General features: G+C 51.3%; 22 protein-coding genes. 1 reads left to right on the forward strand and 21 read right to left on the reverse strand.

Annotated features, from left to right (window positions below; translation table 11 throughout):
- Window positions 1-536 precede the first annotated feature (536 nt).
- From AC0YOB_RS27975 to AC0YOB_RS28035, 13 genes are all read right to left on the reverse strand, one after another.
- Window positions 537-1,652 carry a glycosyltransferase WbsX family protein gene (locus tag AC0YOB_RS27975; RefSeq protein ID WP_475795573.1) on the reverse strand — a complete coding sequence of 372 codons (1,116 nt, stop codon included), beginning with the start codon at window positions 1,650-1,652 and terminating at the stop codon, window positions 537-539.
- A 52-nt stretch (window positions 1,653-1,704) separates the two neighbouring features.
- Window positions 1,705-2,595 carry a carbohydrate ABC transporter permease gene (locus AC0YOB_RS27980; RefSeq protein WP_475795574.1) on the reverse strand — a complete coding sequence of 297 codons (891 nt, stop codon included), beginning with the start codon at window positions 2,593-2,595 and terminating at the stop codon, window positions 1,705-1,707.
- 16 nt (window positions 2,596-2,611) lie between these two features.
- Window positions 2,612-3,562, reverse strand: coding sequence for an ABC transporter permease (locus tag AC0YOB_RS27985; RefSeq protein ID WP_475795575.1), 951 nt, complete (start codon window positions 3,560-3,562; stop codon window positions 2,612-2,614).
- 72 nt (window positions 3,563-3,634) lie between these two features.
- Window positions 3,635-5,359 carry an extracellular solute-binding protein gene (locus AC0YOB_RS27990; RefSeq protein ID WP_475795576.1) on the reverse strand — a complete coding sequence of 575 codons (1,725 nt, stop codon included), beginning with the start codon at window positions 5,357-5,359 and terminating at the stop codon, window positions 3,635-3,637.
- Between the two features lie 104 nt (window positions 5,360-5,463).
- The gene (locus AC0YOB_RS27995; RefSeq protein WP_475795577.1) at window positions 5,464-6,762 is read right to left on the reverse strand and encodes a response regulator transcription factor; all 1,299 of its coding nucleotides are present in this window, start codon (window positions 6,760-6,762) and stop codon (window positions 5,464-5,466) included.
- Between the two features lie 18 nt (window positions 6,763-6,780).
- Complete coding sequence (locus AC0YOB_RS28000; protein ID WP_475795578.1) at window positions 6,781-8,502, reverse strand: sensor histidine kinase; 1,722 nt, start codon at window positions 8,500-8,502, stop codon at window positions 6,781-6,783.
- Window positions 8,503-8,921: 419 nt separating this feature from the next.
- Complete coding sequence (locus AC0YOB_RS28005; protein ID WP_475795579.1) at window positions 8,922-10,073, reverse strand: serine hydrolase domain-containing protein; 1,152 nt, start codon at window positions 10,071-10,073, stop codon at window positions 8,922-8,924.
- Between the two features lie 499 nt (window positions 10,074-10,572).
- Window positions 10,573-12,990, reverse strand: a complete 2,418-nt coding sequence (helD, locus tag AC0YOB_RS28010) for an RNA polymerase recycling motor HelD (RefSeq protein ID WP_475795580.1) — start codon at window positions 12,988-12,990, stop codon at window positions 10,573-10,575.
- Between the two features lie 511 nt (window positions 12,991-13,501).
- Window positions 13,502-13,696: a hypothetical protein gene (locus tag AC0YOB_RS28015; RefSeq protein WP_475795581.1), complete on the reverse strand. Its 195-nt coding sequence runs from the start codon at window positions 13,694-13,696 to the stop codon at window positions 13,502-13,504.
- A gap of 98 nt (window positions 13,697-13,794) precedes the next feature.
- Window positions 13,795-14,682: an alpha/beta hydrolase gene (locus AC0YOB_RS28020; RefSeq protein WP_475795582.1), complete on the reverse strand. Its 888-nt coding sequence runs from the start codon at window positions 14,680-14,682 to the stop codon at window positions 13,795-13,797.
- 11 nt (window positions 14,683-14,693) lie between these two features.
- Window positions 14,694-15,326 carry a bifunctional 4-hydroxy-2-oxoglutarate aldolase/2-dehydro-3-deoxy-phosphogluconate aldolase gene (locus tag AC0YOB_RS28025; RefSeq protein ID WP_475795583.1) on the reverse strand — a complete coding sequence of 211 codons (633 nt, stop codon included), beginning with the start codon at window positions 15,324-15,326 and terminating at the stop codon, window positions 14,694-14,696.
- Between the two features lie 72 nt (window positions 15,327-15,398).
- On the reverse strand, window positions 15,399-16,856 hold the full coding sequence (gene mutY / locus AC0YOB_RS28030) for an A/G-specific adenine glycosylase (RefSeq protein WP_475795584.1): 1,458 nt from the start codon (window positions 16,854-16,856) through the stop codon (window positions 15,399-15,401).
- A 2-nt stretch (window positions 16,857-16,858) separates the two neighbouring features.
- Window positions 16,859-17,713, reverse strand: a complete 855-nt coding sequence (locus AC0YOB_RS28035; protein ID WP_210044125.1) for a helix-turn-helix domain-containing protein — start codon at window positions 17,711-17,713, stop codon at window positions 16,859-16,861.
- 230 nt (window positions 17,714-17,943) lie between these two features.
- Between AC0YOB_RS28035 and AC0YOB_RS28040 the strand changes: the two genes are divergently transcribed.
- Complete coding sequence (locus tag AC0YOB_RS28040) at window positions 17,944-18,291, forward strand: c-type cytochrome (RefSeq protein ID WP_475795585.1); 348 nt, start codon at window positions 17,944-17,946, stop codon at window positions 18,289-18,291.
- A gap of 322 nt (window positions 18,292-18,613) precedes the next feature.
- Here AC0YOB_RS28040 and AC0YOB_RS28045 read toward each other — a convergent pair whose 3' ends face one another.
- The 8 genes from AC0YOB_RS28045 to AC0YOB_RS28080 all read right to left on the reverse strand — a co-directional run bounded on the left by AC0YOB_RS28045 (window position 18,614) and on the right by AC0YOB_RS28080 (window position 25,642).
- On the reverse strand, window positions 18,614-19,261 hold the full coding sequence (locus AC0YOB_RS28045) for a nitroreductase family protein (protein ID WP_475795586.1): 648 nt from the start codon (window positions 19,259-19,261) through the stop codon (window positions 18,614-18,616).
- Between the two features lie 378 nt (window positions 19,262-19,639).
- Window positions 19,640-20,800 (reverse strand): MFS transporter, encoded by a 1,161-nt coding sequence (locus tag AC0YOB_RS28050; RefSeq protein WP_475795587.1) that lies wholly within the window; start codon window positions 20,798-20,800, stop codon window positions 19,640-19,642.
- A 379-nt stretch (window positions 20,801-21,179) separates the two neighbouring features.
- Window positions 21,180-21,575, reverse strand: coding sequence for a holo-ACP synthase (gene acpS / locus AC0YOB_RS28055; RefSeq protein WP_475795588.1), 396 nt, complete (start codon window positions 21,573-21,575; stop codon window positions 21,180-21,182).
- 123 nt (window positions 21,576-21,698) lie between these two features.
- The gene (gene nadE / locus AC0YOB_RS28060; protein WP_475795589.1) at window positions 21,699-22,508 is read right to left on the reverse strand and encodes an ammonia-dependent NAD(+) synthetase; all 810 of its coding nucleotides are present in this window, start codon (window positions 22,506-22,508) and stop codon (window positions 21,699-21,701) included.
- A gap of 11 nt (window positions 22,509-22,519) precedes the next feature.
- On the reverse strand, window positions 22,520-22,954 hold the full coding sequence (locus tag AC0YOB_RS28065) for a BrxA/BrxB family bacilliredoxin (RefSeq protein WP_210044119.1): 435 nt from the start codon (window positions 22,952-22,954) through the stop codon (window positions 22,520-22,522).
- A gap of 124 nt (window positions 22,955-23,078) precedes the next feature.
- Window positions 23,079-23,237 (reverse strand): hypothetical protein, encoded by a 159-nt coding sequence (locus AC0YOB_RS28070; RefSeq protein ID WP_475795590.1) that lies wholly within the window; start codon window positions 23,235-23,237, stop codon window positions 23,079-23,081.
- Between the two features lie 46 nt (window positions 23,238-23,283).
- A complete protein-coding gene (locus AC0YOB_RS28075; protein ID WP_475795591.1) occupies window positions 23,284-23,949 on the reverse strand; it encodes a hypothetical protein in 666 nt (221 codons plus the stop codon).
- Between the two features lies 1 nt (window position 23,950).
- Window positions 23,951-25,642, reverse strand: coding sequence for an ATP-binding protein (locus AC0YOB_RS28080; protein WP_475795592.1), 1,692 nt, complete (start codon window positions 25,640-25,642; stop codon window positions 23,951-23,953).
- Between the last annotated feature and the right edge of the window lie 28 nt (window positions 25,643-25,670).

Here is a 25,670-nt window from a genome sequence, read left to right on the forward strand (position 1 = left end):
TTGAAATAAGAAGAAATGACTCATTCTTGCCTGGGCTTGAACAATTAAATAGATTCCTATAAGGTGGAAAAAGACGTCTCTTCTTAACCGCGAGGCTGATTGTGCAGCCCCGCGAGAGACGTCCTTCAACAAAGTCATGGTCAGTATATCAAAACATCAGCACATTCGACAATCATTTCCCGGTGCCCGGAGGGAGCTCTATGCAGCCCCGGCCCTTGCCGGTCGTAACTTCGTTGCCGTAAAAACTTGCCTGCATGCCATCGTAAGTCCAAGGCCTATCCCATCTCGATAACCAAAACCATTCCCCAGGAATGCTGCCCGTTCGCCGCGCGCCGAAGAGGCAGCCGGTTGATCCCGGCTGCCTCTGTCACGTGATAATAAAAATCTGGATCAGCTGCTTTGTTGAATTAGTCGAGTTCGACGCGTCGCTTGAAAAACATGAAAAGATCAGGTGTGAAACCCCCACAAATTACCATATAAAGAAAGTGGGACACTCTCTCTGCCGCATCACTTCTATCTAATAGAAGTTGGCCCTGTTACTTCTGGAAGGTTTGCTTCACTGCCTCAAGATAACCGTACCCATATAGGTCATCCGGTTGAAGATAACTGGTTTCCGTCCATTCGTTCCAGCTGTTAATGGTGATCAGCGGAGGCTGCCTTGGATGACTGTCGGCATATTGCTTGCCCAGCTGAAGCGCCTTTTGCACATTGTCCGGCGTGTTCTGCTTCACAATGCCGGGACGGAATTCCTGAAATCGCGGATTGTTGTCCCATCCGATTGAAATATGCGGGAAATAAGGAATGTCATAGGTTTGGTCAATCCGCTGCCATTCCTGAACGACATCCTTCATAATGTCATCATAGTCTCTGTCAATATTTGCAAAATGAACAAACTGATAGTGGGACAAGCTGTCAAATCCCAGCAGAGTGACAACCTCGCTTGTCGTTGCCTCTTTGCCGCCATCGACGCCGCTAAGATTAAAACTCATCTCGCTCCATAGGGTCAATTGAAGATGTAGTCCCGGAAGCCCTTCCTCTACCGCCCGGTTTCGGAACCATTCGAACGCGTCTTTGGTTGCGCTTGCTCCTCCCAAGCCCTTCATTAAATTTGCCAGATCGTAAATCATAAATACAGGCTTGCCGTCGATGGTGTAGTAGGACGGGTGTTTGAAGTAGTCGGCGATCAACCTGCTGGCAATTCGTTCGAACTCGGGCCGGTCCACCGACGCCTCCCAAATGACCGTATCCTGCATATGGGAAAGCCGGATATCCCATGTATGGTTGACGTCGTGATTCGCCCACATCAAGTAAAATTTAACCCTGTCATTGTTTCGCGCTTTCAAGTAGCCGTTATTTAAACACTGCTCCAGGAAAGGCCGCTTGTCATACCAATACCAGTCATAGATAAACACATTGACTCCGTGGTCTGCCGCAGCATTAATTTGCATTTCCATCACATAAGGATCGGCTTCATTGACATATCCCCATAACGGTTTCCTCGGCCAATTGTGTTCCGGAAATTTTCTCGCGGCATTTTTGACGGACTGCCACTCCCCGTTTCCTTCCGGCCAGAACATCCTGGTTCTCGGTTCGTCCCCCGTATAAGCCGGCCAGACATAAGCGGCTACATCATAGTTATTCATATTATTCATGCGAAGCCCTCCTGATATTAACGTATAAAAAGCAATAGTTGCCAAACTGGCGTCAGCCCTTCACGCTGCCAAGTACAATACCTTTCATGAAATACTTCTGAAGAAACGGATACACGGCCAGAATCGGGGCTGCCGCGATAAAAATCTGCGCCGATTTCAATGTGCGGTCGGACACCTGGGACAACGTCTTGAGTTCCTCCTGCGAGGCGGTCGTAAACAGGGACATATCGCGGTTGACGATGATCGTCTGCAGATAGGATTGCAGCGGATAATGCTCCGGCGAGCTCATCAGTATCAGCCCGTCGAACCAGGAGTTCCAGTGCCCTACACAGGTAAAGAGCACTAATGTCGCGAGAGCCGGCTTCGAAAGCGGCAAATAAATTCGACTTAGAATGGTCCAGTGACCCGCGCCGTCGATGAAGGCCGATTCCCCGATCTCCTTCGGGAGCTGGCGGAAAAAGTTAAGCAAAATGATGACGTTGAATACAGGGACCGCACCCGGCAGAATCAGCGCCCACACCGAGTCCAGCAGGCCAAGCTGCTTAACTGTCATATACCAGGGAATGAGTCCGCCGCTGAAAATGATCGTGATAAACAGGTACCACGAATAAACATTCCGCCCATACAGATCACCGCGTTCCTTTGACAAAGGATAGGCCGCGAAAATAGTTAACAGCATATTGACAGAAACGCCGAGTGCCACACGCTCCAGCGTCACAAGGAAGGAGGTGAGAAACTGCGGATTATTAAGCGCATATTTATAAGAGCTTAGGTTAATGTCGACAGGCCATAGCGTCACCTCCCCGGCAGCAGCTGCGGTACTGCTGCTGAAGGACACGGCCAACACGTGGATAATCGGAAAAATACATAGCAGCGCACTGGCAGCAAGGAATAGATAATTTACGCCTTCGAATACTTTGCCGCCCAACGTTTGGTGATGCATGCTGCACGCTCCTTTGTCAGAAAATGCGATAGCCTGCGAATTTGGAGGCAAGCTTGTAGCCTGCGACGATGAAAACAAACGAAACGACTGATTTGAACAGCCCGACCGCGGTAGCAACGCCATATTGGCTGTTCAGCAATCCGATCCGGTAAACGAATGTATCCAGGATGTCGCCGGTCTTGTATACGACGGGGCTGTACAGGTTGAATACTTGCTCGAAGCCTGCGTTCAGCACATTGCCGAGACTGAGCGTCGCCATCAGCACAACGATGGGCATGATACCCGGAATGGTGACATGCAGCACTTGGCGAAAACGGCTGGCGCCGTCCATCACGGCAGCCTCGTAGAGCGAGGTGTTAATGGAAGTGATCGCCGCCAGATAAATAATCGTCCCGTAGCCGAACTCCTTCCAAACATCGGTAACGACCAGGATATAAGGGAATATTCGCTCGTTTGCCAGAAAAAAAACAGGTTCGATTCCCATTCCTTTCAGCATGAAGCTGATGATGCCGTCAGTCGGGGACAAAATATCAACCAGGATGCCCGACAGAATGACCCAGGACAAAAAGTGCGGAATATAAATCAGCGTCTGAATGGATCGCTTCACGAAGCTGCGGCGGACCATATCAAGCAGTATCGCAAATATGACAGGCACCAGCAGCCCGAAAATGATCTTAAGCAGAGCAATAAAGATCGTATTCCAGAGCACCTGCATCGTCTCCGGCATTGCATAAACATAGTCAAAGTTCTCGAGGCCGACGAACTCCGAGTTAAAGAACCCTTTCGTCGGATTGTAGTTCTGAAATGCGATCAGTATGCCAACCATCGGATAGTAGCTGAAGACCACGACCAGCAGAATACATGGGAGCAGCATGAGATGCATTGGAATCTGCTGCCTGAATTTCGCTGCGGCACGCGCACGTTTGGTATAACTGCCGGTATGAGACGCGGTTTGTCTAATCGCCATCCCTTTACACTCCCTGTTCTATTTATAGCCGGTTGAAGGAGCGATTTCATCCACCCAACCGGCTTCGATACCTTACTTGGCTGCGTTGACTTCTTTGGTAATGTCGTACCCGCCGAGCTTCTTCCATTTCATCACGTAAGCGTCGAACTCATCGACGGGCGCCGTTCCCATAATGATTTTCGTGAACGTCTCGTCGCGCATCTGCTTAAGCGTCGCTCCCTTTTGAGTAGTCGAGTCCGTATCGGTTTTGATATAGCCGTTTTGCAAAAAAAGATTATTCTTGTCGTAGTAGTCGATCACGTTGAATGCGCTGTTGTCGGGACCCGCCCAAGCGTAGGCGCTCCAGAGCTTATTATCGCCAGCCTTGTACTTCTCGATCTGTTCCACGTTATCCTTGACCCAGTAATTCTCCAAGACCGATTGATCCTTTTCCTTGAAATACTTGTTCACGCTCTGATGGATGAACAGATTCTGCTGCGGGTAGAACGTCGACATAGTAGCCAATTGAAAGCTTTGATCCGGCGCTTTTTCGAGCTCGCCGTTCTTGCCGTGATAAGCGGGATCGAATTCCGGGCTGATCGCCGGGTCTTTGGCATAGAAATAATTGTAAAGCTTGATCGCTGCTTCCGGATTATTCATATTCTTATTGACGACGTAGAACGTGCCTGCAGAGCCGTTAATCATCGGCTTGGCGGGCTCACTGTCTGCAGAGACAACCGGGAACGCCTGCCAATCCGCTTTCGGGTCCTTGTTCTTCGCATCCTGCAGCGGGTAGAACGGGTTGAAATGCTGGCCGAATTGCATTCCGACTTTGCCAGCTGTTACCGACTCGGCGACCTTTGCGGTGTCTTTAACGGAAAACTCCTTGTCGATATATCCGTTCTTGTACAGTTCCGCCACCTTGGCGAGTGCGCTCTTGATTTGCGGCTGTATCCCCCCAAAGACAAGATTGCCCGATCCGTCATCTATCCACCCGTTAATGTAACCGTGATAGCCCTCGAAGAAACCGTCAAGCCCGGCAAAACCGCCCATCAAGTCCTTCACGAGCCCAAGTCCGTAGGTATCATTGACTCCGTTCTGGTCCGGATCGTTTTTAGTGAAAGCCTCCGCGATTTTCATTACATCGTCCATTGTCTTGGGAGGCTCCAGACCGAGATTTTTCAGCCAATCCGCCCGGATCCAAATCATCGATGCTGCATCAATGGCCCCATTCAGCTGCGGGAGACCCATCAGTTTGCCTTCCACAGTTGCCTGATTCAAACCGATTCGCTTGTCGGCTTCCATCATTTTCTGTGTGAAATCGGAGGCGTACTGATCAAACAGTTTCGTGATATCCATGGCCACACCCGTATCAACCAGCATCTTGAATTGTCGTGAGTTGGCAGGGATGATGTCCGGCAAATCATTTGCAGAAATCGCCACGTTCATTTTTTGTTCCATCTGTGCCCCGGGTACCGTCCAGAGGTAGTTAACCTTGATTCCCAATTCCTTCTCATAGCCCCGGGTCCATATGTTGTCGCTTGCAACATCCGGTTTGATGGCGACGGCTTTCTGGACCTGATCGCTTAAGCCCATAACCGATGTAACGGTAATCGGAGGGCTGTATATTCCCTTCGCGTCTTCCGCATTAGAGACGGCCGCTTCCCCCGTGTTGTCGTTCGATGTATTGCTTGCTTGCGGTGAATCATCGCTTTCTTTGTTCGTTGTCGCGTTATCTCCGCAGGCCGTAAGAACCAGAATTGCAGCCGTAAGGACAGCAATAAGGAAAATTTTAGTGTATGAAGATTTCTTTTCCATACTCGTTCCCCTTTTATCATTATTTACAGTGGCCACCGTGTTTTCATTATAGAAAAGATTAAAGCGTTTTCATATCATCATTTCTTTACGCCCTATTCATTTGTTTACCTGCAAAATGCATCTCTGTAATCCTGTGGGGCGAGACCCGTCAGCTTCTTGAAGGAACGTGCAAAGTTCGAAGCGGAACCATACCCGAGCGATGCTGCTATGTCGTGGATGCGGTTCTCGGAATCGGCCAGCAGCTGCTTGGCCCGGTCTAGCCGGACAGTCTGGATGAATTCGGAAAGGTTTAGACCGGTTTGTTGTTTAAAGAAGCGGGATAGATAGGTCGGATTGAAATGAACCAGATCCGCAAGCCTCACAAGAGAAATATCCTCGTGAAGATGCGCGTCAATATAGACTTTGACCTTGGTAACGATATCCTGGGACCGGGTCTCCTGCTTATCGGTACGAAGCATCTCCGTACCTGCACCCAACCGGTAATCAAGAAGGAGCGCGAGCGATTGATACGCTTCCGCAATCCGCTCCCATTCAATAGTCTCCGTGCAAACCGCAAAGGAAACCGTCCGCTCCGTCGTTTCCTTTGCTGCCCTCTGGATGGTTTCGAGCGTTTCGCGGATGAACAGTCCGATTTGCTCATCCCGATGGCTGGAGAATTCAGAACCGTTATTTTTATTTTTCGCCTGCAGGAGCCATGCCATCAGATTCGAACCGGAAGCGGTCATGACGCTCTCCACAAGTGGCGAAAAATACCGCTCGGCAATCAGACGGATCGTTTCGACCGCTGCCTTTCTGGCCATATATCCTGACGGAACCGGCGGGAATGGCGTGTCGAATCGGCAGACGGCCATCCAGACCGGCTTGAAGGGATTGAGAGGCAAGCCAATCCGCATCAGCTCTTCGGCAATGTCTGGACCGGCCTCCATCTCTTTGCACAGCGCGGCTGCCAGCATGTCCTGCAGCAGCATCTCGTTCAATACCTGAAGCCTTTCTTCCGCCTCGGCAATCAGCGCTTCGGCACGAAGCGACCGCTCAATCTCCGCTATGGTCTGCCGGGCGGCCTCTCTTACCTTGCCATACCCTTCCGTTTTCAGAATATATCGGACTGCACCGTTCTCCATGGCGCGATGCGCGTAGTCAAACTCCTTATAACCGGTTAAAAAGATCACACGGCAGGATGGCCAATTGCTTCTAACATGATGAAGCAATCCGATTCCATCCAGGCCAGGCATACGAATATCCGAAATGACAATATCGACTTTCATCCGGCCCAATAGCTCGAGCGCTCCCTTCCCGGAATAGACGCGATGCACATCCATTTCCCATTCACCGCAATCTTTGAAATCTTCATACAAGCCGTCGGCGATAATCGGTTCATCATCGACTATCAAAAGCGTATACATCGGAATCCCCCTTCACTTTCAGATTGTTGCCAGCCGGATCGTTACCACGACACCGAACTTGCCGCTTGCAATGCTGAGACCGCACCTGTTCCCGAGAAGCAGCCTGATCCGCCGGTGTATATTGCTCAAGCCTGTGACTTCCGCGTGTTCATTCGATTCTATATCGGACTCGAATTTGCGCAGCTGTTCGTCTGTCATCGGCGCTCCGTTGTTCGCTGCTTCAATGAGCAATCCGTCTTTCTCCGGAAGGAACCGGACTCTCAGCAGACCGTTCTCTTCCAGATTCTCCAGACCATGCTCGAAAGCGTTCTCAATAATGGGCTGCAGAATTAACCGCGGCACAACTACGTTTGCATAGGCCGGCGGCAGCTCGCCGAACTCCACCCGAATTCTGTTGGAGAATCGCATCGACTGTATATCGCAATAGGTTCGCGCGTGGTTGACTTCCTGCTCGAGAGTTACCTCATCCGAAGCATTTCGGGTTACAAATTGGAAATACTCCCCCAGCTGAAGCTGAAATTTCATTAATTGCTCATATTCTCCCCGCCTGGTCATCGTGTAAAGGATAAAAAAACTGTTATAGAGAAAATGCGGGTTTATCTGGGCTTGCAGCTGCTTCAGCTCCGCCCGCTGCACCATGATGGTCTGCTTATAGTTCTGGTCGATCAGCGATCGCAACCGTCCGAGCATAGAATTGAATCTGTCATAGAGAAAACCAAACTCATCTTCATAACGATGACCGATCGAGAAATCCATATCTCCGTTTTCAAGCCGTTTAAACCCTCTGATCAGTGTATGCAGCGGCATCCTGATAAAGCGGAGAATCGTCAGCGAAAAAAGAATGATGATCAATAGTACCGCAGCAGAAAGCAGCCAGAACGAGAATTCGTATTTTCCCAGCCCGGCAAACAGAGAGCTTTCCGGAATATAGCTGACCAGTGTAAGACCCATATAGGATGAAGTGCGGTAAATATAAAGGTAACGCTCTCCTTTAATCGTAATTGAACCGCTGCCGCTATCGGAAATGCCTACCAGCAAGCGGATACGTTCCTGGGTTGGCGCTGCCCTGTTGTCTGAAATCAGCAAATGCTTGCGGGCATCCACAAGGAATGAACCGCTATTCTCGTTCAGGTTGAATTGCTGCAGAGACTCCTTGAGCCGAGGGAGGGATAGCTTGATCTGCACAGCATATAAAGGCTGAGGGATTTTCTTGATGTAGTTGGGCGGAAAAAAAGCGTTAAGAAGCAGCTGCTCATCGCTATAAATCAACTGCGAAGGAGTCGAGTTGTCGAAGAACGTCATCCATTTCAAATCCGTTTCCTGCAAATCTTCTATACTGCCTTCTGCAGGAATTGTCCGCCCTATGGATGGAATGTAGGCGATTACATTTTCAATGTAATTACTGCCGTTTTTAATCGCACTCAGCCTCTGCTGCAGCTTGTTCAAATAATAACCGCGTTCGTAGTTGTCCATGAACGGAACACTATTGGCCAGCCGGTTAATATCGTCATTGTAAAGCGTATCAGACTGTACCAGCTTGAGTCCCTGAATCTCCTTTTCGAGTTTATCCAGATAGTAGGACATCTGGGCTGCCTTTGTATTGAGTATTTCCCTTTTGATCGCGGTAACGCCCCATTTGTACATACTGATGCCGATTCCGTACAGCGGTACCATAACGATCAGAAAGGTAAGAACAAGCCGTATAAATATCGATCTTCGCCAAAAACCGACTATCTTCAAAGGCCATCTCCTTCCTTATACTTTAATTATTCCCTCCCTTATTAAGCCATAAGTTACCGAAAAACACAGCCCCCTGTTAGAGCTCCTCTGCCTGGAAAGATAGAAATGCATATGTAAAAACATTGGTGCAAACTCCAAAACTATATAAAATGGAAGTAAACGAGAGGTTGTCCTGGATGTAAATAAATTCCATATTAGCTATTATACTGCGCTAAAAAAGAGCGTATATCCGGATACGCCCTCTTTTAGTTTTTTTCCTGTTTGTTAGATTCCTTGATAGATTTGCCTAATGGCTTCAACAGGCAGCTTAGACTCCCGGTCAATGGTACCAACCTGTTTGATTTAATATTGTAATTGACGGGATCCTTTGCTCATCCTGCTGCACTGCTTAACCGCCTTCATAACCAATATTATATTGGTTAATCTCCCCAGACGCTGGCATAGGCGTAATTTCGTATCGTCCCGTGCCAGCGGTACCATGGCGAGCCTCCCTCTTGCTGTGCATAGAACAGTGCCACTTCTGCCTCCGGATCAATGACAACATAGCACCCTCGGGCGCCATCCCAGCCGAATTCGCCATTTTGGCTCAAAGAGTTGTTTTCCTCCCTATCCACCAGCGTCCGTACGCCAAGGCCATAACTGTAGCCGTTCTTGCTCACTCCGCCGAATTTGGCGAAATCCTGCTGCGCGTCTTGGCACAAGCGCTTTTTCCTCATCTCATTGACTGTCTCTTTTTTTAGGATGCGCTCGCCGTTTGACGCCAAGCCATGGTTGCACAACGCCTCGGCAAACAAGATGTAATCGGCTACGGTAGAATAGAGTCCGCCGCCGCCGCTCTCATAAGCCCTGCCAGGTTGGAGGACAAATGTCTCCCCTATGCTCTCGGCAGTATGCGTCTTTCCATTGAAATTATTGTAAAGCTTACAGAAGCGCTTCTCGTCCTTCAGAGCAAAAGAAGTCTCACTCATACCGATCCTGTCAAAAATATTCTCCTTGAGATAGGCCCCGAAGGTCTTGCCCGACAGCACCTCGATAAGCGCACCCAATACATCATGGCAGGCACCGTATTTGAAATGTGTGCCCGGCTCGAAGATCAGCGGTTCTTTGGCAAGCGCCTTGATAACATCCAGCGTTTTGCCTTCGCCTTTTGATTCCTCGATAACTTTTCGGGTCTCCCCGGTATCCCGTTGGTCAAGCCCTGCCGTCATGCTAAACAGATGCTCAATAGTGATGTTGTTCTGCGCGGGACGCACTTCCTCCGACCCATCCTTCAGAATATGCCGGACGGTCATGTTCCTGTACTCGGGAATATACGCATCTAGCGGATCGCTGAGCTTAAACCTTCCAGCCTCGAACAATTGCAGGAGCGCCGTACAGGTTATGACCTTGGTCGCTGAATAGAGCCTGAAAATCGTATCGGGTCCAAATTTGATTTGATTCTCTACATCGGAAAATCCTGCATAGTGCTCAAAGACAGGCTTGTGCTTGTAGTACATTGCAAAACCCACGCCGGGAATGTTTTTCTCGATGTAAAACCGATTCAGATAATCCTCCAGTTTCGAAAAGTTCATTTTTACTCCTCCTTCCACCAACTCCAAATGTTATTTGCCGCTTGCTCCCGGATTTAAGTCTATTAATCCGCTTCTCAATAAATATACCACTAATTAGAAGTGATAAAGAACCTCCAGAACCCAAAACGGCTTGCGGGAACAGCGGAATGCAGGTGATTGCGCCGAACATGCCCATCCCTATCAAGAAGCCCGATCCCCTGGATGGCGCGTAAAGACGATAAGCTGTGTCATGTCCAGCGGCAAGCCTCACAGCGCCGAGCCGGCGGGGAACAGTCCCATGCCCTTGTAAAGATTTACTGTATAGACTCACATAATCAGCAAAAAACAGCCTTGGCCGGCTAACGGCCAAGGCTGTTTGCATACGAGCGAATCGGAGCCGATTTATCGGTCATCCGGCCTGCAAGCGGGATAACGGCGGATAAGGACAGCGTACAGCCGGTGACAGTCTATGGATCGTCTTCATATCGGTGTCGAAGTAGTCTGCGTCGCCACCGATCCGTCAATATGGCGCTAAATCGTACAAATTCGCAGGCAATGCCTGCACGAACGGCGACCAGTCGCCCGTCGTGTAAAGATGAAGCCGGTGCATGGCCCGCGTACACGCCGTATAAAGAAGCTTGCGTTCGTTGTCCCTGCCATAAGCTTCAGGAGAAGCATCATAGACCAAGACTGCATCGAACTCGACACCCTTGGCGAGATATACGGGAATGACCATCACTCCTTTTTCAAAGACCAGCGTCTCCTTCGTAATGAGCTGCAGAGCTTCGCCTCCTTGAATCCGTAACGATTCATGGACATCCCGGCTTTCGGCGGCTGTCTTCGTAATGACCGCGATGGAATCAAAGCCCTCGGCCCTGAGCGCCGCGATGTCTGCCAGAATTTGCGCATCACGCTTCTCACCGCCGTCCAGTTTCGTCAAGAGGGGTTTTTGGCCTCCTCTTTCAAACGGTGTAATTTCTTCCCCGTCCGGAAGCATCGATTTCGTAAATTCAACAATCTCCCTGGTTGAACGATAACTGCGTACAAGACAGACAAGGCTTGTTTCGGCTTCGCCGAAGAGGCGGACAAGCGGCGAGTCGGATGCGGCCAAACTTGTGGCCTGCATGAAGATCGCTTGCCCGAAATCGCCGAGCACCGTCATTCGGGCACGGGGAAACAGCTTTTTTAGATATTCATATTGAAACGCCGAATAATCCTGTCCCTCATCGACGAAGACATACCGGATTTCCGTGTTCGTCCGGACGCCTTCAATCAGTTCTTTTACATACAAATACGGAGTCGCATCCTCGTGTAACAACTCGCTGCGGAGCAGCATTTCCTTGGTTTGCCTGCATATTTCAGGCCACAGCGGGGGGATGGCGGCCCCATTCGTTTTCTCCCGATAAGCGGCTCCGCCCTCAAACAATTGGCCATATATGCCTTTGACATCTACAAACGAAAATTTCTTCACACTTTTCCTTAGCGGTTTAAAGATTTCTTTCACGATCCTTCGGCGGAGCAGATCTTCCTCCTTCCGGGCGAAATCAAAGTCGCCTTCATCTTCCCGGCGCTTGTTGTTCATTTTCTCGCGAACTGTGGCGTAATTTTCCGCAAGGTCGAATAATTCCTTCTCTTTATGCAGCGTTCCGAAGACTTCCATGTACTGCTCGGTGTCGAGATAATTCAACTCTTCCTGTACCCAAGGCGCTTCCCGTTCCATGCGTTCCAGCGAAGCCAGTTCATTCAGCAGCCATTCCTGCAAGAGAACGACACGATTGGTCAACGGCAGGGAACGGTCATAACCGTAAAATTTCGCTCTCATTCGCTCCGCGGTAATCAAATCGCGGTCCCGAATCCGGATACCGTTGAACCGCATGCCTTCCCGTCCCAACCACATTCCATAGTTCTGCAGGGCCTGCAGGAAAGTCTCGGAAGCTTTATACTCGATCCCCTGAAGACGAGCCTCATACCCCGGCGCTCCTTGTGCGGTCAGTACATATTCGATCTGGTCAAAGGCATCCTCCGGCCGTAACGAGGAACCCAGCCAATAGTCGAGATATTCTTGAAAAGTCGTCTGCTGCATATTCTCCTCACCGAGCTCCGGCAGGACGGTGGAGATATAACTGGTAAACATCGGATTCGGTGAGAAAAGAACGATCTGATCGGCCCTGATCGTCTGGCGGTGTTTGTACAGCAGGTATGCCACCCGCTGCAGTGCCGCAGAAGTCTTACCGCTGCCGGCCGCCCCTTGTACGATAAGCATCCGGCTTTTGTCATTGCGGATGATGGCGTTTTGTTCCTTCTGGATGGTTGCCACGATACTCTTCATTTTCGAGTCCGCATCTTTGCCGAGCACTTGCTGCAGCAACTCGTCTCCGATCGTTTCGCTTGCGTCAAACATGTTGCGGATTTGTCCGTTTTGAATCTGAAACTGCCGTTTGAGCTCCATCGTCCCTTCGATTCGTCCGGCCGGCGTGACATAAGAAGCCTGGCCGGGGGAGTAGTCGTAGTACAGGCTCGCGATTGGCGTTCGCCAGTCATAGATCAAAAAGCTCAACCCCTCTTCGTCGACAAAGGAAGATACGCCGATATAGATCTGCTCGCTGAGGTTCAGGCCATCCTCCTGAAAGTCGATGCGTCCAAAATAAGGAGACGGGAGCAGACGATTCATGCTTTTCCATTGCTGCGTCAACAGCTTGTGGCCGCGCTCCCGTTCGGCCAATACTGCGGACTGCTGGGTAATCGTGTAGAAGGTCTCTTCGAAATCTTCGTGCGTGCTTGTGTTGATCGTAACTTCTTCCCAAAACCGCTTGCGGATGTCCGTTGCCTGATCGCGCAGTCCGGCAACCTCCGGTTCCAGTTCGGCGATTCTCGCCTGCAGCTTGTTCCTGACCCATTCCAGTCGCTCCTGTTCCTGCCGCCAGTCATTCGCTTCCATTTCTCCTTGAACACACTCCTTTTTCCGTTTTTTTTGGGATAAAAAAGAGCATTGACAAATCAAAGTTCCAGATGTACAATTAAAGTAGGAATAAAATTGGATACATCACGTATTTTAATTTGTCAATAACGCTATAGATTATATCATAGCGTTATTTGTTGTTCAATTTATTTTTTCACCCTCCAGCAGAGCTAAACGTTGAACCGGATTGTGGACAGTTAAAACAAACCACCGCGGAGTTAAGCTTTCAGGAGATGGCCCTTGAATTCTTCAGGGGTCTTCTTTTTTTATGTCCACTGGCTCTGAATCTAATAGTTTATGTTGTAAGCGGTGACGCGTGCCCGAACTTCTTCAGGGGTACCCTTGGGTTAAAAGAATGAAATCACTTGAACCCGTTGAAACACAGGAGAATCGCTCAGGGGATAGAGGCAAGTCTTACTCGAATTGTCTGTATACTGCCTCTCATTATCTCTACTAAAGAACTTTATTTTCTCTCATCATCGCTTTCTATCTACTCCAGAACCCGGATGTTTTTAATCCGGAACCTGTCGCTTTCTATCTGCTCCAGAACCCGGATGTTTCTAATCCGGAACCTGTCGCTTTCTATCTGCTCCAGAACCCGGATGTTTCTAATCCGGAACCTGTCGCTTTCTATCTGCTCCAGAACCCGGATGTATTTGTAATATAATTGTAATGTTTCCTTCATGTTCTTTTCATCTTATTTGCCTATAATAGAGACATGACCCCCCTTTATTATATATTCTCTCTTGCGCCTGCGGATATTGCCGCAGGCCTCTTTTTTTGTCATAAGAGATTCTCCTTAAGAAATGGAATCACTTTGCTCCAAAACCGAGGGTCCTGCTCGGACTGGCTGTGCCCGCTTCCCTCCACATAAAAGGCATCAACCGGCCACTGCTCCGCAAGTATCCGCAGATCATCCGCCGGGATGAAGCTGTCTCCCTTCGCATGAATCATCAACACCGGCACCCCGGCACCAGCTTCGTTCGCCGCCAGCGCATAAGGAATTTGTGCCGCCCTGTATTCGGCACGAGAGATCCCGGCACGCAGCAGCCAAATCGCCGGAATGAAGTAACCAAGCGGGAAGAACGGCAGCTTCTTCCGCTTCAAATCAGCCTTCAGCATGGTCTCGAAGCGGGTAGGCATCGAATCGGTAACAACCGCCCTTACAGGAAGTCCCGCACCCAGCGCGAGCAGCGTGCCGAAGCCGCCGAGCGAATGGCCCAGAACGGCTATCCGCTGCGGATCAATATCCGGCAGCTTGCGGGCAGCCAATACCGCGGCTTGAATATCGTCCCGAAACATCAGCGCCGAAGGGGCTTTGATGGCTCCGCTGTCCCCATGGCTTCGCGCATCATACAGCAGAACGGCGAGCCCCTCATCGAGCAGCGGCTGCGTATATCTCAACACACGCGAACGATTAGAGCCCCAGCCATGCGCCACGATAACCAGCGGCAGCAGGCCGGAATCCCGAAACTGCATCTCATCGTCCGGAAACAAGAGCCATGCCTGAAGCGCAATTCCTCCGCTGTTGAATGCAAATGACCGGTAGTTACCGACCGGAACAGAAGGATTGGCCATTCTCCTCGGCTGCTGGGCTCTGGCTGCGATAATCCAGATCAACCACAAAAGAAGCGCGACAAGCGCCGCGCTTATAATCAAAGCTATCCTCATAATTACACCGCCTACAGCGATTTGACCGCATCCGCGAATTTACGGGCCCGCTCGGTCAGCAAATCAAAACGTCCTTCTCGCACCCATTCCATATTTACCAGCTTGCTGCCCATTCCCACGGAACACGCGCCTGCTTTGAAGTAGTCCTGAATATTGTCCAGATCGACGCCGCCGGTGGCCATCATCGGTATTTTATCCAGAGGCGCTTTGATTTCCGCCAAATACTTCCAGCCAAGCGTTCCCATCGGGAAGATCTTCACCGCTTCCGCTCCCGCTTTCCATGCCCTTACAATCTCAGTTGGCGTCATAACGCCTGGCCATACGGAAATGCCGTTCTTCGTTCCGTAATCGACAACCACTTCATCCAGATTGGGAGAAATCAGAAACTGGGCGCCTGCGGCGACGGCTTCCTTCGCCATCGGCAGATCAAGCACCGTTCCTGCGCCGATCCCCGCTCTGTTCCCGTATTTATCGCGCCAGCGGCTGATCATTCCCGCAGCGCCCTGCGTATTCATCGTTATTTCCATCAGGGTAATCCCGCCGTCCAGCAGCGCCTCGGCTGCCTGGTCGGCATACTTGTCCTCAATGTTGCGGAAGATCGCCACAATTTTCTCCCGGAACAGCACATCCAACATTTGGCTCATTCAAAATTCCCCATTTCCATTAATAGCTGTTTTGCCGCCTAATTCTATTGTAAAAGATATCCTGTTCAAGATTCAATCGGTGGTTTCCCAATAATCCCGAAGCAGGCGCAGAAAAACATTGGGAAAAGCCAGCTCGCGCATATCTTCCGGCCCGATCCAGCGGTAGTGTGGAGGCAATCCGCCGTTTGGTTCCTTCCGCGGCTTCCCCTTTGTCGTGTAAGATGCGCCCGACTCAGCCGCGAGGAAATTCTGAGCGCCTCCGCTCCCGAATAACGTTCCTCCGGAATGATCCGGTTTTTCAAGCGCCGCTTCATTGGCAAGCCAATACCCGAATTCCGCGCGGTACACCTGCACATCCCAAACGATATGGCTGAATACATGCTCCGCCTCGCCCCACCAGCCGGCCGGTCGGACAAGCAGCCCATCCTGGGCGAACAGCTCACGGCACAGCATATCCGCGTGAATGGCGTGGGTATTGGCCCTGCCTGCTAGGCCGCTGCTGGCAGCGCTGCCGCGAGGTCCGACCCCGGAATCCGGAATAAGCTCCGGCTCCGCAGCGCTCTTCAGGGAAAGCAGGCCGCCATCTGTTCCGGCTGCGGCTGCGCTCTGCATCAGCAGCGCTTCACCGCTGCCGATATCTGCAGTGCCTCCAGCCGCGGCGGCTTTCCGCCCGCGGCCTCTGGGCCTCGCTTCGCCGCCTGGCGGCTGCTGGGGCCCCAATACATGCGGCAGCTCCCACATCCGGGCCAGCAGGCCGCTGCCCTGTCGCTGACGCACCAGTATCTTGCCGGCATGCTCGCCGCTGCCAACAACAAGTGCGGCAAGCCGCATTTCCGGCCGCGGCGGCTTGGCCTTTGTCTTGATCGGCAGCGTATGCTCCTTCCCTGCCATCCTTCCCTCGCAGTGCGCCATCACTGGGCAGGTCAGACAGCCCGGTGACTTGGGAGTACAGACAAGCGCTCCGAGCTCCATGAGCGCCTGATTGAAATCGCCGGCCGCTCCCTCAGGAATGAGCGACTTAGCAAGCTTCTCGATTTTGATCCTCGTCGAAGGCTTGGCAATATCGTCCTCCAGGCAGAAATACCGCGACAGCACACGCATGACGTTGCCGTCCACAGCCGGCTCCGGCCGGTTGAAGGCAATGCTCATAATGGCGCCAGCCGTGTAAGGACCTACTCCGCGCAGTGACGAAACGGCATCCTTGTTATCCGGAACTATGCCTCCGTGCCGGGTGAGCACCTCGCTTGCTCCGGCCTGCAGGTTGCGGGCACGCGAATAATAGCCAAGCCCTTCCCAGCACTTCAGCACTTCCTCCTCGGGGGCCTGCGCAAGAGCAGCCGCCGTAGGGAATTTCTCCATGAAACGTTCATAATAAGGAATGACCGTATCCACCCGGGTCTGCTGCAGCATCACTTCGGATACCCAGATCCTGTAGGGATCACGATTGATCCTCCATGGCAGGACACGTTTATTCTCACGGTACCAGCCGAGCAGCTCGCGGCTGAAATAATCTGCTGCTTCCCTATCCATACTTAGTGGTCACCTTCCTCGAGCAAGAGATGCGATTCACGGTGAACGCGCCTGTACTGCGTCGGAGACAATCCGATATGCTGCTTGAACAGCCGGGACAAATAATGATTTTGCAGCCCCACCTGCCCGGCAACCTCATTCACAGCGCGGTCCGTTTGTTCCAGCAGCCGTCTGGCTTCCTCCAGGCGTCTTCTGTTGACATACTGAATGGGCGAAAAACCGACTGCACTTTTGAAAAAACTGATAAAGTAGTTCGGGTGCAGAAAAGCCAGCTTCGCCAGCTCGTCCACACCAATATTGCCATCCAGGTGCTCATCAATATATTCTAACACACGATCGATCACTTCGAGCGAATCGATTCGCTGCATAATCTCCTCCTGCTGTCCGCAATAATCGAGATAATAAGCAATAACCTCAAGCATGCCCGCCTTCACCCTCAAATCACTGGACAATGATGTTGAGTGAAAAGCATGGATGAGGCTTTCGAAGCAATCGATGATATGATCTCCATGTACGGGTTTAACGCAAAATGGGAGCTGGAGCAGCTCAAACAGCTGCATATCTCCCATTGATGCGCGAAAGTGGCACCAGTAGATGCCGATCGCAGGCAAAGTCTCGCTGCCAAAAACGATCTGGGATCCCGGCGGCAGCAGATACAGCTGCCCTGTTTGTACTTCATAGCGGTGCCCGTTCATATAAAGGACCCCTTGTCCTTCTTTTATGTACCATAAGCGATAAAACTCGGGAAGGCTCTGCACCCTCAAGCCCGGTCTCGTATATGAAAATGATGCCATTGCCACATCAGCATGGAAATGGTGAAAATAGTTTCGGATGATCGTCATGTAGGTAGGCTTCATTTTCTGCTCCAATCATCATAATAATGAAAACTTTCATTCACTCCAACTAACATTATACGTACAAAAAGGTTAAAAGGATACGACCGGGCATGTCAGGTTTGCAAAGGTTTGCCCAAACGTCCTATACTGGAGAAAATACCCTGAAAGATTAGTTCTAAAGTCAGGACACACGGCTGCACCGTCCTTTGGCGGCATAGTACGATTCTATAAGGTGAACAATGGAGGACTTTGTGATCATACCATCCTATCTGCAAGCATCTTTGCGCCCGCTGCTATCCCTGCTTCTGTCCATTCTGGCTATCTTGCTGCTAAGCGCCTGCGGAAGTCCGTCAAACGCGCTGGAAGGTCCGGCCGAGGTTGTGCAAATCGCCCGCTCCGCCTGCATATCCTGTCATGGCTCGGAGCTCCAGGGTAAAATGGGCCCTGAAACAAATCTTCAGCATGTAGGCAAGCGGTTATCCAAGGAACAAATCGCCCGGCAAATTAAAAAAGGCGGCGACAGCATGCCTGCATTCGAGTCGCGGCTGACGGCCGAAGAGATCGAAGGGCTGGCAAGCTGGCTCAGCGGCAAGAAATGACAATTTATCCTCCAATATAAAAAGAACCTCGCTCAACTGGCGCAGGCTCTTCATACTGACCTATCCGAATGGATCAACAGCAGCCCTATCCGCTTTCAACCGGATGATAGGGTTCTTTTTTTGTATTTTGGCGTGAATTATAAACATACGCTTCAGACTTCAGGAAGTCAAGCTGAGGCAGGCGTTTTGGGAAAATGCGGAAGAGCGCCCGAAACAAAAGAAAAACAGGCAGCGCGCGATAACGCCGGTGCCTGTTTTCGGATTTTTATAATTTCAAACATGTCCTTCAATCGACGTAGAGTTTCAAGCTGGTGATGAGATATTATTTGCTGATTCCATTCCAGAACGTCACGTCCTCGACAGGCAGGCGGACAGTCGGGTGAGCGGGCTCAAGCGCTTTGCCGACCGCAATCAGCATAACGTCGGCATAGCGGTCCGGTATATCGAATAATTCTTTGAGCTGCTGGGCGTTATAACCGCCCATTGGTGAGGTATCGTAGCCATGCGCTTTTGCCACAAGCATAATCTGCATAGAGACAAGGCCCGAATCAATGAGAAAAGCGTTTTTAGTCTTGTCGGGGCTGGATTTCGTGTAATGGTTTGTCAGGTTTGTGACGAGCTGGTTTTTCGTCTCGTTCGTCATGTATCCGGCCTCGACCGCTTGCGAATAAATTTTATCCGCTTCTTTATAGGCCTCAAGGTCCGCCAATACGACAATCACCGCGGAAGAGGTCAACGTCTGCTCCTGATTGAACGCAACCGGCAGCAGCTTCTCTTTCAGAGCCGGATCGTCAATGACCAGAAATCTCCATGGCTGCACATTGGCTCCGGAAGGGGCGAGAGTAGCCTGCGACAGCATCTCTTTCAGCTCCTGTACGGGAATCTTCACGTTGGGATCGTATTTGCGCACCGCGTGCCGATCGCGAATAACGGTAAAAAAATCAGTATCTTTGAATATGCTTGTTTCCATTTTTGAACTCCTCCTAAGATGAAACTAATAAATTCGTCAAGCCCTTAACAGACCTTACTTTCCCAATAGAGCCACTGGTATATTTCCTGCAAAAATTGTTGAACATTGTTTTGTACCTATAGGTATATTAATATCTGCGCTCTACAATGTCAACCGTTGAATTACAGAGAGACAGTAAATTGCATTTCGGAAACGTCCGACAGCAAGCGGAGCCATCTGACCGATGTGCCGGTCAATCTGGCCTCCTGGCCGGATCATTATAAATCATCTGCCCTTAATTTCTGTTATTATCGCCTATTCATACATCTTCAATGCGGTACAGCTGCCATCCCTATCCTTCTTATGACACTTCGCCGTTTCTCAACGACTGGAAAGCAGTCACACGCCGCGGCGGGCGATAAGGCCAAAGAGCGACGAAGCGATGGCAATGATTCCGCTGACGATGAACACGGCAGCCAGCCCGGCCGAGTCAACAAGCAGGCCCCCCAGTGCGGAGCCGACCGCAATGGCCAGCTGCATCACGGTGATCAGCATGGCGGACGATGCTTCCGGGGCATCCGGAGTTGCTGTCAGCATCAGGGTCTGAAGCGCCAGAGGCACAAGTCCCCATATGATGCCCCTTGCGACAAAAAGAATGCTGACGATGATCGGAGCATCGCTCAGTGCGGGCAGGACGGCCAGGATGATCCCGAACGCGGCGGCGGCACCCACGAAGGTCCAAATGCGGCTGCGTGCCACAAGTGCGCTGCCGAGCAGCGTGCCGACGATGCCGGCGAGCCCGTAACCAAGGAACAGCACAGTAGCCAGCTCAGATTCCATTTGAGCATTCTGCAGGAGAAACGGCGTCACAAACGTGGATGCGGCGAACTGCCCCACAGTGACCATTCCTCCCACGATAAGCACGGTCCGGCCGATCGGAACGCGGAACACCTTTATGAGGTGAGTGAACCGCATCCTGCCGATCGCCGGAATCTTCGGCAGAACCGCAAGCTGAATGACGACGATCAGGACCGCCAGAGCCGCCGCTCCGGCAAAAGTCAACCGCCATCCAATGAGGTTCCCGAAGAACTGTCCTGCGGGGAGTCCGATTACAGTGCCCGCCGATAAGCCTGCCAAGATAACCGACGTCGCGCGCGTGCCCGCCTCCGGGCCTGCCAGGCGAAAGCCCAGCGAAGGGACCACGGCCCAAAAACCGCCAATCGCGACCCCCAGGAATACTCTCGCCAGAAGCAGGATGCCGAAATTAGGCGCCACGAACGCAATCGCATTCGACAGCACGACGAGAATGCCCAGTACAACAATCAGAAGGCGGCGGTCGAGACGGCCGGCTCCAACGATAACCAGCGGCGCCGCGACAGCCGCGCTCAGGCCGGGGACGAGCACCATCAATCCCGCAGCTCCAAGCGTCACATTCAGATCGCCGGCAACGTTCGGCAGGAAGCCGACAGGGATGAATTCGGTCGTCACGATAACGGCTGCCCCCAGCGCGAGAGAAATCACTCCCAGCCAAGTTCGAAGTGACGGCAAAGACTTGCTCATTTTGTACTCCTCCTGAATTTCTGAGATGGGGATATCTAAGCTTTTACAGTTTTATTTTTTGTCTCTTTAAGCTGTAATAGCAGTTATTCCGAACTCATATTTTTATGGCACAACATATATGTACCGTTAGGTAAATTTAAGGCAATCAACCTTTATTGTCAATAAGAAAATTCAAGAAAAACTCTTCAATACTGCCTATTTAGCAATATATTTTTACCTAACAGTACGAATGAATGGAAGGTAATTTCAAAAATTCGAACGGCAAAAAGGCAGCCCCGGACCGTTTCAGACCAGGACTGCCTTCCTATTATTGCAAAATTATGCTGACCCGCGGACTGTGAATCGGGTCTCCCTTTGACCAGAAATCCGACTTCTTCTCCTATGCCATTCGCTCAACGATCACAAAAGCCGAAGCCAGCGAGTGATCATGCGTTATCGTGACATGGATGGCCGTTGATGCCGGAGACATCCTGAGCCTCTCCCAAGCCTTGTCAGCCAGTCTGCAGAGCGGCTTGCCGCAATCATCGCGGCCAATCTCGATATCGTGAAAGGACAGCGTACGGCCGATTCCGCAGCCGAAGGCTTTGGATACCGCTTCTTTGGCGGCGAAGCGACCTGCTGTGAACTCGATAAGCCGCAGGCCGCTCATCTCAACCGCCCTCTTCAGCTCAAGAGGCGTTAATACCCTTTCCTGGAAACGGGCTCCTGCAGTTCCTTCCAGCAGCCTCTTCATTCGTTCCAGCGATGTCAAATCATGCCCGATCCCGACAATCATTCAGATTTCTCTCCCTTGCTTGCTGTGTAATTCGGAATGCCGAATTGTCCACCGAAGCGTATTGACTGCAAACGTTAATAAGCTCCCCACCTGATAGGGTGAAGAGCTTATCGGACATACCGCTTATATGCCGGGAATCGGCTCGCGTTTATGTGCAGTCTTGATGTACTGGCGTTCCAGTTTCTCGCAGGCTGAATCACTTACCGTTTTGCCTTCGAGATAAGCGCTGTTCTCATCATAGGTGATACCCAGCTCTTCCTCGTCCGTCTGACCTTCCCAAAGTCCCGCGGTAGGAGCTTTGCCCTGTACGCTTGCGGGAACGCCGAGAACGGCTGCCAGCTGGCGGACCTGGCGTTTGTTCAGTGTGGAGAGCGGGGTAATATCAACTGCCCCGTCTCCCCACTTGGTGTAGAAGCCGGTAATGGCTTCCGAGGCATGATCCGTGCCGACGACCAGCAGATTAAGCTCAAAGGCCAATGCGTACTGTGTAACCATCCGGGTACGCGCCTTCACATTGCCTTTGCCGCCGCGGCTGATATGCCGGGACATGCCGATCGACTTCAAGCCATGCTCCACCTCAAGGGCGATCTCATCGACCGCTTCCTCAATGTTGGTTTCTATGCGGTGCTTCAGGTTAAAAGCCTCCGCCACCTCGTAGCTATGGGCAATATCGCTTTGCTCCCCGTAGGGCTGGAAGACTCCAAGCGTCATATAATCCTTGCCTGTTTCCGCAGACAGCTCATCAGTCGCTTGCTTGCACAGGCCGGCGGCAACGGCGCTGTCGATCCCGCCGCTTATTGCGATGAGCAGCCCGGTCGTCCCTGACTTCACAACGTATTCCTTCAGAAAGTCAACCCGCTTGCGTATTTCATCCTTCGGATCGATTTCCGGTTTTACGCCAAGCTTCGCAATAATTTCCTGCTGTAAGCTCATTCCATCACCTCTTAGCTGCAAAAACGTTCGAAAGCGGAAGTCAGATCTGCCGCGATGTCGGCTGCCGAACGGTTCTCGATTTGATGACGTTCGATAAAATAAACCAGTTCGCCGTCTTTCATTATGGCGATTGACGGAGATGAAGGAGGGTATGGAGCAAAATATTCACGCGCTTTGGCTGTCGCTTCTTTATCCTGTCCGGCAAACACGGTGTACAGGTGATCGGGCTTCAATTCGTTCTGGAGCGCCTCGGCTACCCCTGGACGGCATTGACCCGCTGCGCAGCCGCAAACGGAGTTGACGACAACAAGCGCGGTTCCTTTGGCATCCGGAAGCTTGGCTTCCACTTCTTCGGGCGTGCGAAGCTCCTCGATTCCAAGGCGTGTAAGATCATCGCGCATCGGCTGCACCATATCGAGCATATATCGTTCAAAAGACATTGACATGTGTAATCACTCCTAATATGAGATCATTTTCTACTATTATAACGCCGACGGAATTTGAAAGCAAAAGAAAAAGCAACCGGCACTGACCGATTGCTGAACATATTGCCGGCTCCCGCCGCAGACGCTATATCGAAGGCCGGTTCGGGCCGTCCAATTTCTTATCAAAACCTGCCGATTCCGGTGCCTTGCCGCCCGGTTGCTGTCTGCGCTGCTGCTTCTGCTCAGCGCTATCCTGCGCCTCTGCAGGAACCTGCTTCGTTTGTCCGTCTTGACTGTTGTTCACTGCCAGCACCTCCTTCCGGTGCTAGTATGTGCGCAATTCTGCCGGGTTATCCCTTTTTTACCTGCAGCAGCGCTCCTCCAGCCGCGAGCAGGATGAAGCACCACTGGAGAGCGCTCAGGCCCGCTGTCAAATCCGGAAAATCGCCTGGCGGGTACGGAGCGAACAGGCTGACCACCAGCCCTCCTATCCCCGCACCCAGCAGGCCCGCTCTCCCGTATTCTCCGCTTACAGGCTCACTCGCCTGGACCGGCCGCAGAAGATATATGTATACAATAAGAAATAACAGTGAATAGATAATCCGATAGGGAAAATCCGTCAGCCCGTTCCAAATTACACTGCCCGGAAGCACAGCCATAGCCGCGGTATCCAGCAGACGCAGCCAGGAAAGCTTGCGGACGCGGACCGCAATCAGCAGATACACCAGGGCCAGGAACAGGCCGATCAAGGCATCTGTATCGCTTCCTCGTACAAGCAGCAGCGATTGCGGCGAATTCCAGACTGACTCGGGGTCTCTTATGATAAAAGCCAGCTTCCATCCCAGCAATGCAATTACAACCGCGTTGAACAACAGATCCTGAAGGACCCTGTCCGGGCTATCCGGACTTCTTCTCTGCCACAGCCATAATGCGCCAAGCCCGGCTGCGGCCGATAAAATAAAAGTCAGCAGCAAGCCATCCAGGCGGGCTGATCCAATTGAAACCAGTTCCGGCATCCTATTCTCCATATTCCGCCGCTGCTGCGGCCTCATGTATTCGCTGCTGCATGCTGAAGGCTACAATAAACAGCGTACCTTCACCTTCTGTCGATTCAACCTTGATCTGACCCCCGTGACGTTCTACGATACTAAGGCAAAGCGGAAGGCCAAGGCCTGTGCCGCGTAATTTTGTTGTATAAAAGGGTTCGAACAGCCTCTCCTGCTGCTCCGCGGAAATCCCGCAGCCGTTGTCGCCAACCCGAAGCTCCACCTGCTGGGCATGAACGACCGTCCCAAGAGTAAGCACACCCTTTTGATCCATGGCCTCCATCCCGTTGCGGGCCAGATTCAATATAAGCTGTTTCATTTCTTTTACATTGAGCAGAAGACGCGGCATTTGATCAGCCAGCTCCAGTTCAATGGATTGCCCCCGCATATTGGCGTCAGCCCAGAGCAGCGGCAGCATTTCATTGATCAGATCATGCAGCGAACAGCTTTCCTTCTCAATCATCTGGTTCTGGGCAAGAGAAAGAAAGTCGTTGATAATGCTGTTGGCCCGATCAAGCTCGTCCATGACGATACGAAAATATTCCTGTTGATGATCGGGACTGCGCTCCCGCATCAGTTGTACGAAGCCGCGAATTACGGCCATTGGGTTGCGGATTTCATGCGTGATGCTGGCAGCCATCTGCCCGACGAGGCTAAGCCGTTCCATCCGCCCGACTTCATCGCGCAGACGGCTTACCTCCGTCTTGTCGTAAAGCATAAGAGCCGCACCGATAACGGTGTTGTTTTGCTGGTCACGGACGCTGAATCCCTGCTTCAAATAAATCTTGCCCTGCTCCTGCACGCTGTCGCTGGACATATTATTGCCGCTTAACGCCTCTGCAATCAACTGGCCCAATTCGTCCTGCTCCACATTCTCGTAAAGGCTGGAATAGGACTTGCCGAGCAAATCCTCCGGGTCCCCCGATGAGAGTTTATGGCTCAGAATACACATGGCCCGCTTGTTAATGTGGGAGACAATACCGCTCCTGTCCACGAAAATGACGCCAACTTGGCTTTCTTCAAGCATTTGGTGGAGCGTGTGAGCCTCACTTCGCAGCTCGTTTGATACATTTTGAAACTCATCGATATTTTTTTGGCTTTTTATTGTTTTTTCCATCAGGCTGATGCAAAAAACCACTGCAATAATGCTGATCAGTCCATACAATAAATAATACCGGACAACGGCTGGATCATAGAAATGCCTGGAAGATACAAGATGACTGAATAAGGAATCTCCCATAACCAAAGCCATAATGGTGATCATAAAAAAGGCGATAAACTGTTTTTCTTTGAGCGAAGATTGTTGAAATCGTTTTATGGATACAAACAGCATTGGGATAAGAACAATAACAAGTCCGACCAGATCGATTCCGATCCCCCATCCGTTCCTCAGAAACTGTGAGAGCGCAAACATGAATGCCAATGCGACTGCTGTAAAGCTTCCCCCATATAGAGAACCGATCAGTAACGGAATGGCCCGAAAATCAAGATCGAACCCATGGAAGCTTATCGTGGTGACGGATCCAAACAAGATGGATACGCTGCAGGTCAAGGCAATACAAATGGAAAATCCCTTGTTTTGTTTGAGATGCTCAGTCCACGTCTGAAAGACAAACACGGGTATCAAAGCGACAATGAGTTGCAATAGCGTTTGCTTCCACAAATATCCGATCTCCCCCCAATCCATCCCT

It is taken from the genome of Paenibacillus sp. JT31N17 (assembly GCF_056269255.1).